The 14,587-nt window shown below is 68.6% G+C and carries 14 protein-coding genes; 13 read left to right on the forward strand and 1 reads right to left on the reverse strand.

What is annotated here, in order from left to right:
* Window positions 1–113: 113 nt before the first annotated feature.
* Complete coding sequence (locus PSK12I2_RS0106470) at window positions 114–1,127, reverse strand: GntR family transcriptional regulator (RefSeq protein ID WP_027597736.1); 1,014 nt, start codon at window positions 1,125–1,127, stop codon at window positions 114–116.
* Between the two features lie 286 nt (window positions 1,128–1,413).
* Between PSK12I2_RS0106470 and PSK12I2_RS0106475 the strand changes: the two genes are divergently transcribed.
* The 13 genes from PSK12I2_RS0106475 (at window position 1,414) to PSK12I2_RS0106535 (ending at window position 14,586) form a co-directional block, all read left to right on the forward strand.
* Window positions 1,414–2,769 carry an amidase gene (locus PSK12I2_RS0106475; RefSeq protein ID WP_037007548.1) on the forward strand — a complete coding sequence of 452 codons (1,356 nt, stop codon included), beginning with the start codon at window positions 1,414–1,416 and terminating at the stop codon, window positions 2,767–2,769.
* Window positions 2,770–2,842: 73 nt separating this feature from the next.
* The gene (locus PSK12I2_RS0106480) at window positions 2,843–3,724 is read left to right on the forward strand and encodes a polysaccharide deacetylase (RefSeq protein WP_027597738.1); all 882 of its coding nucleotides are present in this window, start codon (window positions 2,843–2,845) and stop codon (window positions 3,722–3,724) included.
* Between the two features lie 25 nt (window positions 3,725–3,749).
* The gene (locus PSK12I2_RS0106485) at window positions 3,750–5,108 is read left to right on the forward strand and encodes an MFS transporter (RefSeq protein ID WP_027597739.1); all 1,359 of its coding nucleotides are present in this window, start codon (window positions 3,750–3,752) and stop codon (window positions 5,106–5,108) included.
* 11 nt (window positions 5,109–5,119) lie between these two features.
* Window positions 5,120–5,890 carry an SDR family NAD(P)-dependent oxidoreductase gene (locus PSK12I2_RS0106490; RefSeq protein ID WP_037007550.1) on the forward strand — a complete coding sequence of 257 codons (771 nt, stop codon included), beginning with the start codon at window positions 5,120–5,122 and terminating at the stop codon, window positions 5,888–5,890.
* Window positions 5,891–5,900: 10 nt separating this feature from the next.
* Window positions 5,901–6,650 carry an SDR family NAD(P)-dependent oxidoreductase gene (locus PSK12I2_RS0106495; protein WP_027597741.1) on the forward strand — a complete coding sequence of 250 codons (750 nt, stop codon included), beginning with the start codon at window positions 5,901–5,903 and terminating at the stop codon, window positions 6,648–6,650.
* 9 nt (window positions 6,651–6,659) lie between these two features.
* On the forward strand, window positions 6,660–6,959 hold the full coding sequence (locus tag PSK12I2_RS0106500; RefSeq protein WP_027597742.1) for a hypothetical protein: 300 nt from the start codon (window positions 6,660–6,662) through the stop codon (window positions 6,957–6,959).
* Complete coding sequence (locus PSK12I2_RS0106505) at window positions 6,956–7,945, forward strand: GTP-binding protein (RefSeq protein ID WP_027597743.1); 990 nt, start codon at window positions 6,956–6,958, stop codon at window positions 7,943–7,945. Before PSK12I2_RS0106500 ends, PSK12I2_RS0106505 begins: the two co-directional genes overlap by 4 nt.
* Complete coding sequence (locus tag PSK12I2_RS0106510; RefSeq protein WP_027597744.1) at window positions 7,942–9,126, forward strand: PotD/PotF family extracellular solute-binding protein; 1,185 nt, start codon at window positions 7,942–7,944, stop codon at window positions 9,124–9,126. Before PSK12I2_RS0106505 ends, PSK12I2_RS0106510 begins: the two co-directional genes overlap by 4 nt.
* A 226-nt stretch (window positions 9,127–9,352) precedes the next feature.
* Entirely contained in the window at window positions 9,353–10,444 is a 1,092-nt protein-coding gene (sfnG, locus tag PSK12I2_RS0106515; RefSeq protein WP_027597745.1) for a dimethylsulfone monooxygenase SfnG, read from the forward strand.
* A gap of 3 nt (window positions 10,445–10,447) precedes the next feature.
* A complete protein-coding gene (locus PSK12I2_RS0106520) occupies window positions 10,448–11,239 on the forward strand; it encodes an ABC transporter ATP-binding protein (protein ID WP_027597746.1) in 792 nt (263 codons plus the stop codon).
* A 28-nt stretch (window positions 11,240–11,267) separates the two neighbouring features.
* On the forward strand, window positions 11,268–12,149 hold the full coding sequence (locus PSK12I2_RS0106525) for a branched-chain amino acid ABC transporter permease (RefSeq protein ID WP_027597747.1): 882 nt from the start codon (window positions 11,268–11,270) through the stop codon (window positions 12,147–12,149).
* A gap of 47 nt (window positions 12,150–12,196) precedes the next feature.
* The gene (locus PSK12I2_RS23750; protein WP_051398688.1) at window positions 12,197–13,207 is read left to right on the forward strand and encodes a branched-chain amino acid ABC transporter permease; all 1,011 of its coding nucleotides are present in this window, start codon (window positions 12,197–12,199) and stop codon (window positions 13,205–13,207) included.
* 56 nt (window positions 13,208–13,263) lie between these two features.
* A complete protein-coding gene (locus PSK12I2_RS0106535) occupies window positions 13,264–14,586 on the forward strand; it encodes an ABC transporter substrate-binding protein (protein WP_027597748.1) in 1,323 nt (440 codons plus the stop codon).
* The last annotated feature ends 1 nt before the right edge of the window (window position 14,587 follow it).

A 14,587-nucleotide genomic window follows, 5' to 3' on the forward strand; every position in this document is an offset into this window, starting at 1 on the left:
GAGCTGGCTAGGCGCCGCGACGAGTCATAGCAGGGCTATGGCGAGGAGTGGGAACGCCGCCGGGGCCTAAAAAGCGCCGCCAAAATTGTGCAGATAACGTCTGAAACACCACACTAGCTGAGGCGCTCCAGGTAGGCCGGCAATTCCGGGTCGGGCAATACCGAGAGCACCTTGAGCCGCTGCAGGGTGCGATCGCGGCCGCGCAGGAGGTGATTGCGCAACTGGCTGGCCGCCGAGTCCGGACTGCCCACCAGCAGGGATTCCAGCACCAGGCGATGCTCCACCAGCACCGCCTCGTCCAGCGGCGTGCCGAGCGACTGGTGGAAGATGCGTGAGACGTTCAGTGGACTCTGGCTGTGGGCGATCAGCTGGGCCAGCTTGCGATTGCGCAGGCCGGCCAGGCACCGCCCATGCAGATCCGCCTCGATGCGCTCCACCGCCGCCCAGGAGGTGGGGGCAGGGTGGGCGGCCAGTTGCTCCAGCCGTTCCAGCATCGCCAGCAGCTCGCTACGCGCCAGACCCGGCGCGGTCTGTAACAGCGCCTCGGGTTCCAGCAGGGCGCGGATCTCGTAGTCGTCGCGGATGGCCTGGGCGGTGAGCGGACCGGCCAGCCACTGGCCATAGGGTTCCTTTTCCACCAGGCCGCGGTCGCGCAGGCGCATCAGGGCTTCGCGCACCACGGCGCGACTGACGCCCAGGTGGTCGGCCGCCCGTTGCTCGTCCAGCCGGAAATGGCCGAAGAGCAGGGCGTGGCTGACACAGGCGGCGATCTCGTCGCCGACGCGCTCGCCCAGGGAGCGCGTATCGATCAGGTCATCGCTGCTGTCCAGCCCGAGCAATTGGCGGGTCAGTGGCTGGCGCTGCGGCTCGCCCGCGGTGCCGGCCGGATCGATCAGATAGCCGCGCCCCTCGAAGCGGCGGATCAGGCCTTCCTCCTGCAACAGCGTCAGCGCCTGGCGCACCGGCACCCGGCTGGTGCCGAACAGTTGCGCCAGCGGCGCCTCGACCAGCACCAGCCCTGGCGCCGCGCGACCGGCCAGGATGGCTTCGCGCAGGGCACTGCGGATCATCGCGTAGCGCGCGGCGGTACGACTGTCATCGAGGGGGGCGGGGACTGCTGCCGACATCGGGGACCTTCCGGAAACGAGATGAGAATTGTGGCACAGGCCTACGGCCTTTCGCGCGTTACCGGCTGGGCCAGGTGCACGCACGGTAACGGGGCAGGCGTTACGGTTCTGCACAAAAATGGATCTATTTAATTTAAGTACATTTTATAGGGTGATACCGGGAAAAGGCCCAGGCGACCGCTAGAGGTCAGCGTTTCGAGTCTGCGGCGTCCTGTTTTTTCAAGCTGGCACAAAGCCTGCTCTGTTAAACGTACCAAATTATAAAATGTACGTTTAAGGAGCGCCGATGGAACCCGCCCACGCCCTGTCCCTGGATGCCGTCGCGCTTGGCGAGGCCTATGCCGCCGGCACCCTCGATCCGGTCGCGGTCTTCGAGGCGGCACTGGCGCGCGCCCAGGCATCCTCGGCCGTATTCATCACCCTGACCGCCGAGCGCGGACGCGCCGAAGCCCTGGCGGCGCGCGAGCGCTGGCAGGCCGGGCAGCCGCGGTCCCCGCTGGATGGGGTGCCGCTGGCCTGGAAGGACCTGTTCGACCTGCAGGGCGAGGTCACCACCTGCGGCGCCGAGCTGCGCCGCCTGGCGCCACCGGCCACCACCGATGCCGTGCTGGTGCAGCGCCTGAGCCAGGCCGGCCTGGTCAGTCTGGGCAAGGTCAATCTCAGCGAATTCGCCTATTCCGGCGTCGGGTCGAATCCCCATTTCGGCACGCCCGCCAATCCGCGGATGCAGGGCGAGGTGCGCATTCCGGGAGGCTCTTCCTCGGGTTCGGCGGTGGCCGTCGCCGCCGACATCGTGCCCCTGGCGTTCGGTACCGACACCGCCGGTTCGGTGCGCCTGCCGGCCGCCCTCAATGGGCTGGTGGGGTATCGGCCCAGCCTGGGGCGCTATCCGGCGACCGGGGTCTTTCCACTGGCCGCGTCCTATGACGTGCCGGGTCCGCTGGCGCGCAGCCTGCGCGATGTGCAGTGCCTGGATCGCCTGCTGACGGGCGCGGCTGCCCGCCCGTTGCCGGCGCCAACGGAACTGCGGGTGGTGCTGGACCTCAGCGTGCTGGACGACGCCCGGGTGGAGCCGGCGGTGCGGGCCAATCTGCTGGCCGCTGCCGAGCGGCTGGCCCGCGGCGGAGTGAACGTGGAGCGCCGCGCCCGCACGGTCTTTGCCGAGGCCCTGGACGTTCTCGCCGCAGAAGGTTGGCCAGGGGCCCTGGAAGCCTTCGCCCTGCACCGGGAAGTGCTCGACGGTCCCGCGGCCGAACGCCTGGATCCGCGGGTGCGGCAGCGCCTGGAGCGAGCGCGGGCCTTGCCCGACGGTCACCTGGCGGTCCTGCATGAACGCCGCGACCGATTGCGGGCAGCCTTTGCCGCCGAATTCGCCGAGGCGCTGCTGCTGGTGCCGACGGTCGGCCGGGTGGCGCCGCCGCTGGCCCCTCTGGAAGCCGACGCCGACCTCTTCGCCGCCACCAATCTGGAGCTGCTGCGCCTGACCATGGCCGGCAGCCTGCTCGACGCGCCGGGTGTCTCGCTACCCAGCGGTCGCGATGCCCAGGGCCTGCCCACCGGGCTGTTGCTGGTGGCCCCGGCCGCCGCGGACGAACGCCTGCTCGATGCCGCCACGGCCGTGGAAGCCCTGGTCAGCGCCTGAATTCAAGCGGCGGTGGCGGGGGCCCGGCTCCGCCATCGACCTGGCTTTCTTCCGGGTACTGGAGAGTGCAACGATGGCCAAAGAAATCTTCGTTTCCATCGGCGTCGACGTCGACGCGGTTGCGGGCTGGCTCGGTTCCTACGGCGGGGAGGATTCGCCCGATGACATCTCCCGCGGCCTGTTCGCCGGCGAGGTGGGGTCGCCCCGACTGCTCAAGCTGTTCGAGCGCTACGGCCTCAAGACCACCTGGTTCATTCCGGGCCATTCGGTAGAGACCTTTCCCGAGCAGATGCAGGCGGTGGCCGCGGCGGGCCACGAGATCGGCATCCATGGCTACAGCCACGAGAATCCCATCGCCATGACCCCCGAGCAGGAGGAGGCGGTGCTGGATCGGTCCATCGAGCTGATCACCGCCCTGGCCGGCAAGCGGCCCACCGGCTATGTCGCGCCCTGGTGGGAATTCAGCCGGGTGACCAACGAGCTGCTGCTCAAGAAGGGCATCAAGTACGACCACAGCCTGATGCACAACGACTTCTCTCCCTACTACGTGAGGGTCGGCGACAACTGGACCAAGATCGACTACAGCCAGCAGCCCGAGAGCTGGATGAAGCCGCTGGTGCGCGGCCAGGAAACCGATCTGGTGGAGATTCCGGCCAACTGGTACCTCGACGACCTGCCGCCGATGATGCTCATCAAGAAGGCGCCCAACAGCCACGGCTTCGTCAATCCGCGCCATCTGGAAGAGATGTGGCGCGACCAGTTCGACTGGGTCTATCGCGAGCTGGACTACGCCGTCTTCCCCATCACCATCCACCCCGATGTCTCGGGGCGGCCGCAGGTGCTGCTGATGCTCGAACGCCTGATCGAGCATATCCAGGGTCACGCCGGGGTGCGCTTCGCCACCATGGACGAGATCGCCGACGACTTCCTGCGGCGCCAGCCGCGCCAGCGCTAAGCGCCCAGCCCACAGGTACAGGACCATGACCCTCCCTGCCGCCAGCTCGCTCCACCCGGAAACCCCCACGGCTGCCTGGAAACCGCAGCCGCTGTCTTCCGGTGATGTCCGCTACGCCACCTGGATCGCCTTCTTCGCCTGGGTGTTCGCCGTCTACGACTTCATCCTGTTCGGCACCCTGTTGCCGGTGATGGGTGGGCACTTCAACTGGAGCGAAGCCGAGCAGGCCGAACTCGCCACCTGGGTAGCCCTGGGCGGGGCCATCATCGCCTTCGCCATCGGCCCGCTGGTGGACCGGATCGGTCGCCGCGGCGGCATCATCGTCACCATCGGCGGCACGGCCCTGTGCTCGGCACTGACCGCGCTGTGCGCCGGCATGGGCAAGGTGCCGCTGGTGCTGGTGCGTTCGGTGGCCGGCCTGGGCTATGCGGAGGAGGGGGTCAACGCCACCTACCTGACCGAGGTCTATGCCGCCTCGGACGATCCGCGGTTGATCCGCCGCCGCGGCTTCATCTACAGCCTGGTGCAGAGTGGCTGGCCGATCGGCGCGCTGATCGCCGCGGGCCTCACCGCCTTGCTGCTGCCACATATCGGCTGGCAGGGCTGCTTCGTGTTCGCCGCCGTGCCGGCCTTCGTCATCGCCGTGCTGGCGCGCAAGCTCAAGGAAAGCCCGCAATTCCAGGTGCATGCCCGGATCCAGCGCCTGCGCCGCGAAGGCCAGGAGCAGGACGCCCGCAGCCTGGCGCGGGAATACGGCGTGGACTACGAAGAGCACGCCAAGGCCGGCGTGGCCATGGCCTTCAAGGGCCAGGCCCTGCGACCGACCCTGGTGCTGAGCCTGGCCATCCTGCTCAACTGGTCGGCGATCCAGGTGTTCAGCGTGCTGGGGACCTCGGTGATCGTCAGCGTGCACAAGCTCAGCTTCGAGAATTCGCTGTGGATCCTGGTGCTGTCCAACGCCGTCGGCTTCATCGGCTACCTGTTCCATGGCTGGCTGGGCGATCGCATCGGTCGGCGCAACACCGTGGCCCTCGGCTGGATGTGTGGCGGCCTGGCCTTCTTCGCCATGCTGCAGGCGCCCAGCCAGCTGGTACCGGTGGTGGCGCTCTACAGCCTGGGACTGTTCTTTCTCACCGGACCCTATTCGGCCATGTTGTTCTTCATGGGCGAAAGCTTCCCCACCAGCATCCGCGCCACCGGTGGCGCCATCGTCCACGCCATGGGGCCGCTCGGCGCCATCCTCGCCGGCCTCGGCATCACCAGCGTGCTCGGCAGCGGTGGCCAGTGGCACAGCGCCGCGCTCTGGTTCGGGGCGCTGCCGTGCTTTCTCTCCGGCCTGGTGATGTGGGCCGCGCGCCACGTCGAACCCACCAGTCTCAAATGACAGGAGCCTCCATGACAGCTCATACCTCTCCCGTCGCCCTGATCACCGGTGCCGCCAGCGGCATCGGCCAGGCCCTGGCCGTGGCCTATGCCCAGCGGGGCGTGCGGGTGGTCGGCGGCTACTACCCCGGCGATCCCCATGACCCGGAAGAGACTCGCCAGAAGGTGATTGCAGCGGGGGGCGACTGCCTGCTCGAACCCCTGGACGTCCGCGACAGCGCCTCGGTGGACGCCCTGGCCGATGCCGCCCTGACGCACTTCGGCCGCCTCGACTACGCCGTGGCCAATGCCGGTCTCCTGCGCGCCGCGCCGCTGCTGGAAATGAGCGACGCGCGCTGGCAGGAGATGCTCGACGTCGACCTCACCGGGGTCATGCGCACCTTTCGCGCCGCCGCGCGGCACCTGGGGGAGGGCGGGGCCCTGGTGGCCATCTCCTCCATCGCCGGTGGCGTCTACGGCTGGCAGGACCATGCCCACTACGCCGCGGCCAAGGCCGGGGTGCCCGGGCTGTGCCGCTCGCTGGCCGTCGAACTGGCGCCGCGGGGCATCCGCTGCAACGCGGTGATCCCCGGGTTGATCGAGACGCCCCAGTCGCTGGACGCCAAGAACTCCCTGGGGCCGGAGGGCCTGGCCAAGGCCGCCCGCAGCATTCCCCTGGGGCGGGTCGGCAAGCCCGAGGAGGTGGCGGCGCTGGTGCGTTTCCTGACCAGCCCCGAGGCCAGCTACATCACCGGCCAGAGTCTGATCGTCGATGGCGGTCTCACTGTCCGCTGGCCCGATTGAGGAGCAGAAGATGTTCGAGCTGACAGACCGCCGCGCCCTGGTGACCGGCGCGGCCAGCGGCATCGGCGCCGCCATCGCCCGCAGCTATGCCGCTGCGGGGGCGCGCCTGGTGCTGGCCGACCGCGACAGCGAGCGCCTGGCGCAGGTGGCCGCGGAATGCCGCGCCCTGGGGGCCGTGGTGACCGAGACCGTCGCCGACGTCGGCGAGCCGGAGGGTGCTTGGGCCGGAGTGGACGCCTGCGTGGCGGCCCATGGCGGCATCGACATCCTGGTCAACAATGCCGGGATGCTGACCCAGGCGCCCTGCGTCGACCTGACCCTGGCGCAGTGGAACGACATGCTGCGCGTCGACCTCACCAGTGTCTTTCTCGCCAGCCAGCGCGCCCTGCCGTTCATGCAGGCGCAGCGCTGGGGACGCATCATCAACGTCGCTTCCCAGCTCGGCATCAAGGGCGGCGCCGAACTCTGCCACTATGCTGCGGCCAAGGCCGGGGTGATCGGCTTCACCAAGTCGCTGGCCCTGGAGGTGAGCCGCGACAACGTGCTGGTCAACGCCATCGCCCCCGGACCCATCGAGACCCCGCTGGTGGAGGGCATCAGCGCCGACTGGAAGGCGGCCAAGGCCCGCGAATTGCCGCTGGGCCGCTTCGGCCGGGCGGAGGAGGTGGCGCCGGTGGCGCTGCTGCTGGCCAGCGATCCGGGGGGCAACCTCTTCGTCGGCCAGACCCTGGGCCCCAATTCCGGCGACGTCATGCCCTAGGAGGTAGCCATGTGCGGACTGTGCGGCCTGCTCGGGCCGGATCTCCACTGGAGCGATCCGCTGGGCGACGACCTGCCCCGGCGGCGCGAGCGCCTGCGCCGGGTCGCCGCCATCAACCGGGTGGTGGCGCCGTTCCGGCTGACGGTGAGCGACGTCCAGGGCGCCTCCTACCTGATCCAGGGACCGACCGGGCGCCAGGCCCTGGCCGAAGGCCTGGACGACCTCTGGCGCCAGGCCGAAGCGGTGCTGGGACGACCGCTCGATCCCCTGGATCCGCGGGTGCTGGCGCCGCTGGAGGGAGTGTCTTGAGCCTCGCCATCAATGTCATCACCGGTTTTCTCGGCAGCGGCAAGACCACCCTGCTGCGCCGCTTGCTGGCCCAGGAGGCCCTGGGCGAGACGGCGCTGCTGATCAACGAATTCGGCGAGGTCGGCATCGACCACCTGCTGGTGGAAGAGGTGGCCCCGGACACTGTGCTGCTGCCCAGCGGCTGCGTCTGCTGCTCGGTGCGCGGCGATCTCAAGGCGGCGCTGCTGACCCTGCACGGGCGGCGCAGTCGCGGCGAGATCCCGGCCTTTCGCCGGGTACTGCTGGAGACCACCGGCCTAGCCGATCCGGGGCCGATCCTGGCCACCCTCAATCTCGATCCCCAGTTGCGCGGACGCTTCCACCTGGGCTTGCTGGTGACCGTGGTGGACGCCGAGCACGCCGCCTTGCAGGAAGGGCTGCACCCGGAGTGGCTCAACCAGGTCACCGCAGCCGACCGGCTGTTGCTGAGCAAGGCTGACCGGGTCGCGCCTGCCGTGCTGGAGCGGCTGGATCGGCATCTGGCCCAGCTCAATCCCACCGCCACCCGCGCCCTGGCGGCGGCGGTGGCCAGCGGCGATGACCTGTTGCTGGGCGAGGGCCTGCGCGCCGCCGATCCGGCGGCCGAGGTCGGTCGCTGGCGCCTGTTCGCCGCCGTCGCCGAAGGCCGTCATGGCAGCGCCGAGGTCTGTTGCCTGGAGTTCGACCGTCCCCTGGACTGGATGGCCTTCGGGGTGTGGCTGTCGATGCTGCTAAGATGCCACGGGCAACGCATCCTGCGAGTCAAGGGCATCCTCGACGTGATCGACGCCAGCCAACCCATCGTCATCCACGGCGTGCAGCACAGCCTGCATCCGCCGGTGCACCTGCCGGCCTGGCCGGCGGGCGAACGCCGCTCGCGGCTGGTGTTCATCGTCCGCGAGCTGGACACCGCGCTGCTCAGACGCTCCTTCGCCGCCTTCATGGGCGGCCTGGGACGGGCCGCATGAGCACGCCGCTGACCCTGCGGGTGCTGGGCACCTCGGTGACCCTGCTCGAACCCATCCGCCAGCGGGCGGAGGCGGAATTGGGCATCCGCCTGGTCTACCAGATCCACGACGTCCAGACCGCCCAGCGCATCGCGGTGCTGGAACCGGGCAGCTACGACCTCTATGACCAGTGGTTCCACAACGTCGACTTCGTCTGGCCGGCGCGGGCGATCCAGCCCATCGACATCCGCCGCATCGCGCTCTGGGAAGAGATCAACGACCTGCCCAAGCGCGGCCGGCTGCATGCCACGGATCGCCTGGCGCCCGGCTGTCGGCCGTGCGACCGCCTCTATGTGCAGCATGACGGCAGCCTCGGCGGCCAGCCCAGCGAGCGCATCAGCATGCTGCCGCTGACCCACAACGCCGACAGCTTCGCCTATCGCCCGGAAAGCCTGCCTACCGCCCTGGCGGGTCAGCAGGAGAGCTGGGCCTGGCTGATCGACGAAGGCTGGTGCGGCCACAGCGCCCTGCAGAGCGACGCCGCCATCGGCGCGCTGGACGCCGCCCTGGCGATCCAGGCCGCCGGCCTCGCCCGGTTCGACGACATCGGCAACCTGCGCCTGGAAGAGATTGACCGCCTGGCCGAGTTGCTGGTGGAGCGTCAGCGTCATCGGCACTTCGCGGCGTTCTGGTCCGACGACCGCAGCGCCGGCGAGCTGACCCTGGCCGCCGGGGTGGACATCCAGAGTCTCTGGTCGCCCATGCTCATGGCCCTGCACCGGGCGGGGGTGGATTACCGGGTGGCGGTCCCGCGCGAGGGCTATCGCGCCTGGTTCGGCGGTCTGTCGCTGTCGCGCTGCGCGGAAGGCCGGGTGCGCGACGCCGCCTATGCCTACCTCAACTGGTGGCTGGCCGGCTGGCCCGGCGCGGTGATGGCGCGCCAGGGCTTCTATATCGCCAATCCGGTGCGTGCGCGGGATCACCTCAGCGCCGCCGAGTGGGATTTCTGGTACGGCGGCCTGCCGGCCCGGGAAGAACTCGCCGGCAGCGACGGCCTGCCGCTGATCGAGGTGGGTCAGCGGCGCGAAGGGGGTTCCTACGCCCAGCGCATGAGCCATATCGGGGTGTGGAATTCGGTGATGGACGAACACAACTACCTGGTGCGGCGCTGGAGCGAATTCCTGCGCACCACGGCGGCCTGAGCCGACGGCTTCCGGGCGAGAAGGGCGTGCCAGACGCCTCGCTGCGCTGTTGCCCAGGGGACAGCGACTGAACAGCTGCCCTTGGCGCTACAACGGAAATCGTCTTACTTTTTCTCGCAACTCATTGATTGAAAACGCTTTTTAGACTTGGTTCGGTTCTTGATTGAAGGCTCAGGGTCACTGTTTCGCTCGCCCTCGCGGCGAGCCCAACCCGGAGAGCCTTTGCATGTCGCAGAACCCCGTCAAATTCGCCTATTGGGTCCCCAACGTCAGCGGCGGCCTGGTGGTCAGCACCATCGAGCAGCGCACCCACTGGGGCATCGACTACAACCGCAAGCTGGCCCAGCTCGCCGAGCAGGCCGGCTTCGACTACGCCCTGACGCAGATCCGTTTCACCGCCGGTTACGGCGCTGAATACCAGCATGAATCGGTGGCCTTCAGCCATGCGCTGCTGGCCGCCACCGAGCGTCTCAAGGTGATCGCCGCCATCCTGCCCGGCCCCTGGAATCCGGCGCTGGCGGCCAAGCAGCTGGCGACCATCGACCAGCTTACCAACGGCCGGGTCGCCATCAACCTGGTGTCCGGCTGGTTCAAGGGCGAATTCCATGGCATCGGCGAGCCCTGGCTCGACCACGACGAGCGCTATCGGCGTTCCGAGGAGTTCATCCGCGCCCTCAAGGGCATCTGGACCCAGGACAACTTCAGCTTCGCCGGCGACTTCTATCGCTTCCGCAACTACACCCTGAAACCCAAGCCGCTGCAGCAGCCGCACCCGGAGATCTTCCAGGGCGGCAGCTCCCGGGCCGCGCGGGACATGGCGGCGCGGGTCTCCGACTGGTACTTCACCAACGGCAACACCCCCGAGGGCATCCGCGCCCAGGTCGAGGACCTGCGCGCCAAGGCCGCGGCGAACGGCCACGCGATCAAGGTCGGCGTCAACGCCTTCGTCATCGCCCGGGACACCGAGGCCGAGGCCCGCGCGGTGCTCGACGAGATCATCGCCAAGGCCAACCCGGAGGCGGTCCAGGCCTTCGGCCACGAGGCGCGCAATGCCGGCGCGGCCAGTCCGGAAGGCGAGGGCAACTGGGCCAAGTCCAGCTTCGAGGATCTGGTGCAGTACAACGACGGCTTCAAGACCAACCTGATCGGCACCCCCGAGCAGATCGCCGAGCGCATCGTCGCCCTCAAGGCGGTGGGCGTGGACCTGGTGCTGGCCGGTTTCCTGCACTTCCAAGAAGAGGTGGAGTACTTCGGCAAGCGGGTGCTGCCGCTGGTGCGCGACCTCGAAGCCCGGGCCGCGGCCCAGGCGGCGGCCTAGGCCATGGATGCGGCTCTGGCCAAGCCATCGCCGGTGCTGCTGGAGGTCAGCGACCTGGCGCTGGCCTTTGGCGGGGTCACGGCCTTCGCCGAGGTCGGCTTCCAGGTTCGCGAAGGCGAGATCTGCGCCCTGATCGGGCCCAATGGCGCCGGCAAGAGTTCCTTGCTCAACGTGATCAACGGCCTCTACCGACCGCAGCGGGGCAGGGTGCAATTGGCCGGCAGCAGCGCGGCGCTGCGCCGCCCGCAGACAGCGGCGCGGGCCGGGGTCGCGCGTACCTTTCAGAACCTGGCCTTGTTCAAGGGCATGAGCGTGCTGGACAACGTGCTCACCGGGCGCGGCCGCCATCGGCGCGCCTCCTGGCTGGAACAGACGCTGGGCCTGGGCCGCGCGCCGGCCGAAGAGCGGGTGCAGCGGGCGGTGGCCGAGTGGGCGCTGGACTTCCTGCACCTGGGTCCCTGGCGCGACGTCCCGGTGGGCAGCCTGCCCTATGGGCTGCAGAAGCGCGTGGAGCTGGCCCGGGCACTGGCGGCCGAGCCGCGGCTGCTGCTGCTGGACGAACCCATGGCCGGGATGAACGCCGCAGAGAAGCGCGAGCTGAGCGGCTACATCCGGGCCATCAACCGCGAGCGCGGAGTGACCGTGGTGCTGATCGAGCACGACATCCAGGTGGTGATGCAGCTGGCGGATCACGTAGTGGTACTGGACTACGGCCGGCTCATCGCCGATGGCGCACCCGCCGCGGTGCGGCAGGACCCGGCGGTGATCGCCGCCTACCTGGGCACTCGTCACTAGGGAATACCTACGCCACAGGGAGAAGACCATGGCGTTTTTCTTGGAAGTCTTGCTCGGCGGCCTGCTCGCCGGGGTGATGTACGCCCTGGTGGCGTTGGGCTTCGTGCTCATCTACCGGGCGTCGGGCGTGTTCAATTTCGCCCAGGGCGCCATGCTGCTGTTCGCCGCCCTGACCTACGTCAGCCTGGTAGAGCGCGGCCTGCCCGGTTGGCTGGCACTGCTGGTCACGGTGGGCGTCATGATCCTGCTGGCCGTGGCGGTGGAGCGCACGGTGCTGCGGCCGCTGGTGAATCGCTCGCCGCTGGTGCTGTTCATGGCCACCCTGGGGCTGGCCTATTTCATCGAGGGCGCGGCCCAAGCGCTGTGGGGCGCTCAGGTGCACGGCCTGGATCTCGGCATCGAGGATAGTCCGCTGGAAGTGGGCGACCTGCTGCTGTCGTCCTTCGATCTGTTCGCCGCAGCGGTGGCGGCGCTGCTGGTACTGGGCCTGTCGCTGCTGTTCGAACGCACCCGGCTGGGCATCTCACTGCGCGCCGTGGCCGACGACCCCCTGGCGGCCCAGGCGGTGGGTATCCGCCTGCCGCGGATCTGGGCGCTGGTGTGGGCGGTGGCGGGCTGCGTCGGCCTGGTGGCCGGGCTGCTCTGGGGTGCGCGGCTGGGCGTGCAGTTCTCGCTGTCGCTGATCGTACTCAAGGCGCTGCCGGTGCTGATCATCGGCGGCTTCTCCTCGATCACCGGCGCCATCGTCGGCGGTCTGCTGATCGGCGCCAGTGAAAAGCTCGCCGAGGTCTATCTCGGCCCCCTGATCGGCGGCGGCATCGAGAACTGGTTTCCCTATGCCTTCGCCCTGGTCTTCCTGCTGATTCGACCGGTCGGCCTGTTCGGCGAACCCACGGTCGAGCGCGTCTAGAGGATTCACTATGAGCACCATCGTCGACGGCGCTCGCCGCGCGTCCGCTGTCTCCCCGTGCGCCCGCGATTCGGCCGGCGCGCCTGGTATTAGCTGCCATTCTGGCCTTGGCCTTCGGCGTACTGCCCTGGGTTGGCAACGACTATCTGTTCAACGCCCTGCTGATTCCCTTCCTGGTGCTGGCCCTGGCCGGATTGGGGCTGAATCTGCTCACCGGCTATGCCGGGCAGTTATCGCTTGGGTCAGCCGCCTTCATGGCGGTGGGCGCCTTCACCACCTACAACCTGCAGGTACGCCTGGGACTCCCTCTGCCGCTGTGCCTGTTCGCCGGTGGCCTGCTGGCGGCCCTGGTCTCCTTGCTGTTCGGCCTGCCCAGCCTGAGGATTCGTGGCTTCTACCTGATCGTCTCCAGCCTGGCGGCGCAATTCTTCATTCTGTGGGCGTTGACCCGCTTCGATTGGTTCTCCCATGGCAACGCCTCGGGGGTGATCAGCGCGCCGCCACTGGTGCTCTTGGGTCAGGATTTCGGTGCGCCGCTGGGTCGCTATCTGGCCACCCTGGTGGTGGTGCTGGTGGCGTTCGCCTTCGCTGCACGCCTGGTTCACGGCGAACTGGGCCGCACCTGGATGGCGGTGCGCGATCGCGAGACGGCCGCGGCGGTGATGGGCCTGTCGGTGGTGCGAGCCAAGCTGCTGGCCTTCGCCTTCAGCGGCTTCTACCTGGGCATCGCCGGCGCGCTCTGGGCCTTTACCTACCTAGGCACCGTGGAGCCTAACGGCTTCGATCTGAGGCGCTCCTTCCAGATCCTCTTCATCGTCATCCTCGGCGGCCTGGGCAGCCTGGCCGGCAGCCTCTACGGCGCGGCCTTCATCGTGCTGTTCCCGCTGTTGCTCTCCAACCTGGCCGGCTGGCTGCCGGGCGACCTCATCGCCGCCGGCCAGCTGGAGAACCTGCAGAAGATGGTCTTTGGCGCCCTGATCATCCTGGTGCTGATCAAGGAGCCCGAGGGGCTGGCCCGGCTCGCCACGCGCGGCTGGCAACGCCTGCAGCGCGCCTGATCCCCTTCGCCGGCGGCCAGGCTCGCCGGCCCAACACCCCCACAAGGAAAGTCCCCATGCTCAAACGTCATCTGCTCGGCAGCCTCGTCCTGGCCCTGGGCCTCACCTCCCTCGGCCCGGTCCAGGCCGCCGGCGAGCAATACTTCCCGCTGCAGAGCTATCGCGTCGGCCCCTATGCCGCCGGCGGCACCGGCTTCTTCGGTGGCTTCATCGACTACATGAAATACGTCAACGCCAATGGCGGGGTGAATGGCGTCAAGCTGGTGTGGAGCGAGTGCGAGACCGAGTACATCGTCGAGAAGGGCGTGGAGTGCTACGAGCGCCTGAAGAACGGCCATGACGGCGCGCCCGCCGCTGCCACCAATCCGCTGTCGGTGGGCATCGCCTATGCCACCCTGGAGCGCTCCACCGCCGATCACCTGCCGCTGATCACCATCAACCACGGCCGCACCGACTCCACCGATGGCAGCGTCTTTCCCTATGTCTTCCCGCTGCAGCTCAATCCCTATTCGGAGGTCTCGGCCATCCTCAACTGGATAGGCCAGCAGGGCGGTGGGGTCGACAGCCTCAAGGGCAAGAAGATCGTCACCCTCTACCACGGCTCGCCCTACGGCAAGGAGACCAACGAGGTCCTGCAGAAACTGGCGGATCGCTATGGCTTCGAGCTGACCCTGCTGGAGGTGCCGCACCCGGGTAACGAGCAGCAGTCCCAGTGGCTCAACATCCGCCGCCTCAAGCCCGACTGGGTGATCCTGCGTGGCTGGGGGGTGATGAACCCGGTGGCTATCAAGACCGCGCAGAAAGTCGGCTTCCCGGTTGACCACATCATCGGCAACATCTGGAGCAACTCCGAGGAAGACGTGCGTCCGGCTGGCGCGGCGGCCAAGGGCTTCCTGGCCATCACCACCCACCCTTCGGGCACCGCCTTCCCGGTGCTGCAGGGCATCGAACGCGACGTGGTGGCCAAGGGGCAGAGCGACCTGGCCGATCCCAAGCGTTTCGGCACCGTCTACTACAACCTCGGCGTGGTCAACGGCATCCTCAATGTCGAGGCCTTGCGCCTGGCCCAGGCCAAGTATGGCGACAAGCCCCTCAGCGGCGAGCAGGTGCGCTGGGGCTTCGAACACCTGAAGCTGGACGACGCCCGCCTGCAGGCCCTGGGCGCCAAGGGGCTTGTGCAGCCGCTCACGCTTTCCTGCGCCGACCACGAAGGCGGCGGCGCCATCCGCATCCAGCAGTGGGATGGCGAGCAGTGGCAACTGGTGAGCGACTGGGTGCAGGCCGATCGCGCCTTCCTGCGACCGATCATCGAGGCCTCGGCCCGGCAGTACGCCAAGGAAAAGGGCATAACCCCCCGTGATTGCAGCAAGGAGAGCTGAC

Origin of the sequence: Pseudomonas sp. MOIL14HWK12:I2, from assembly GCF_000510745.1 — a bacterium.
In the GTDB taxonomy this organism is placed as follows: Bacteria; Pseudomonadota; Gammaproteobacteria; order Pseudomonadales; family Pseudomonadaceae; genus Chryseomonas; species Chryseomonas oryzihabitans.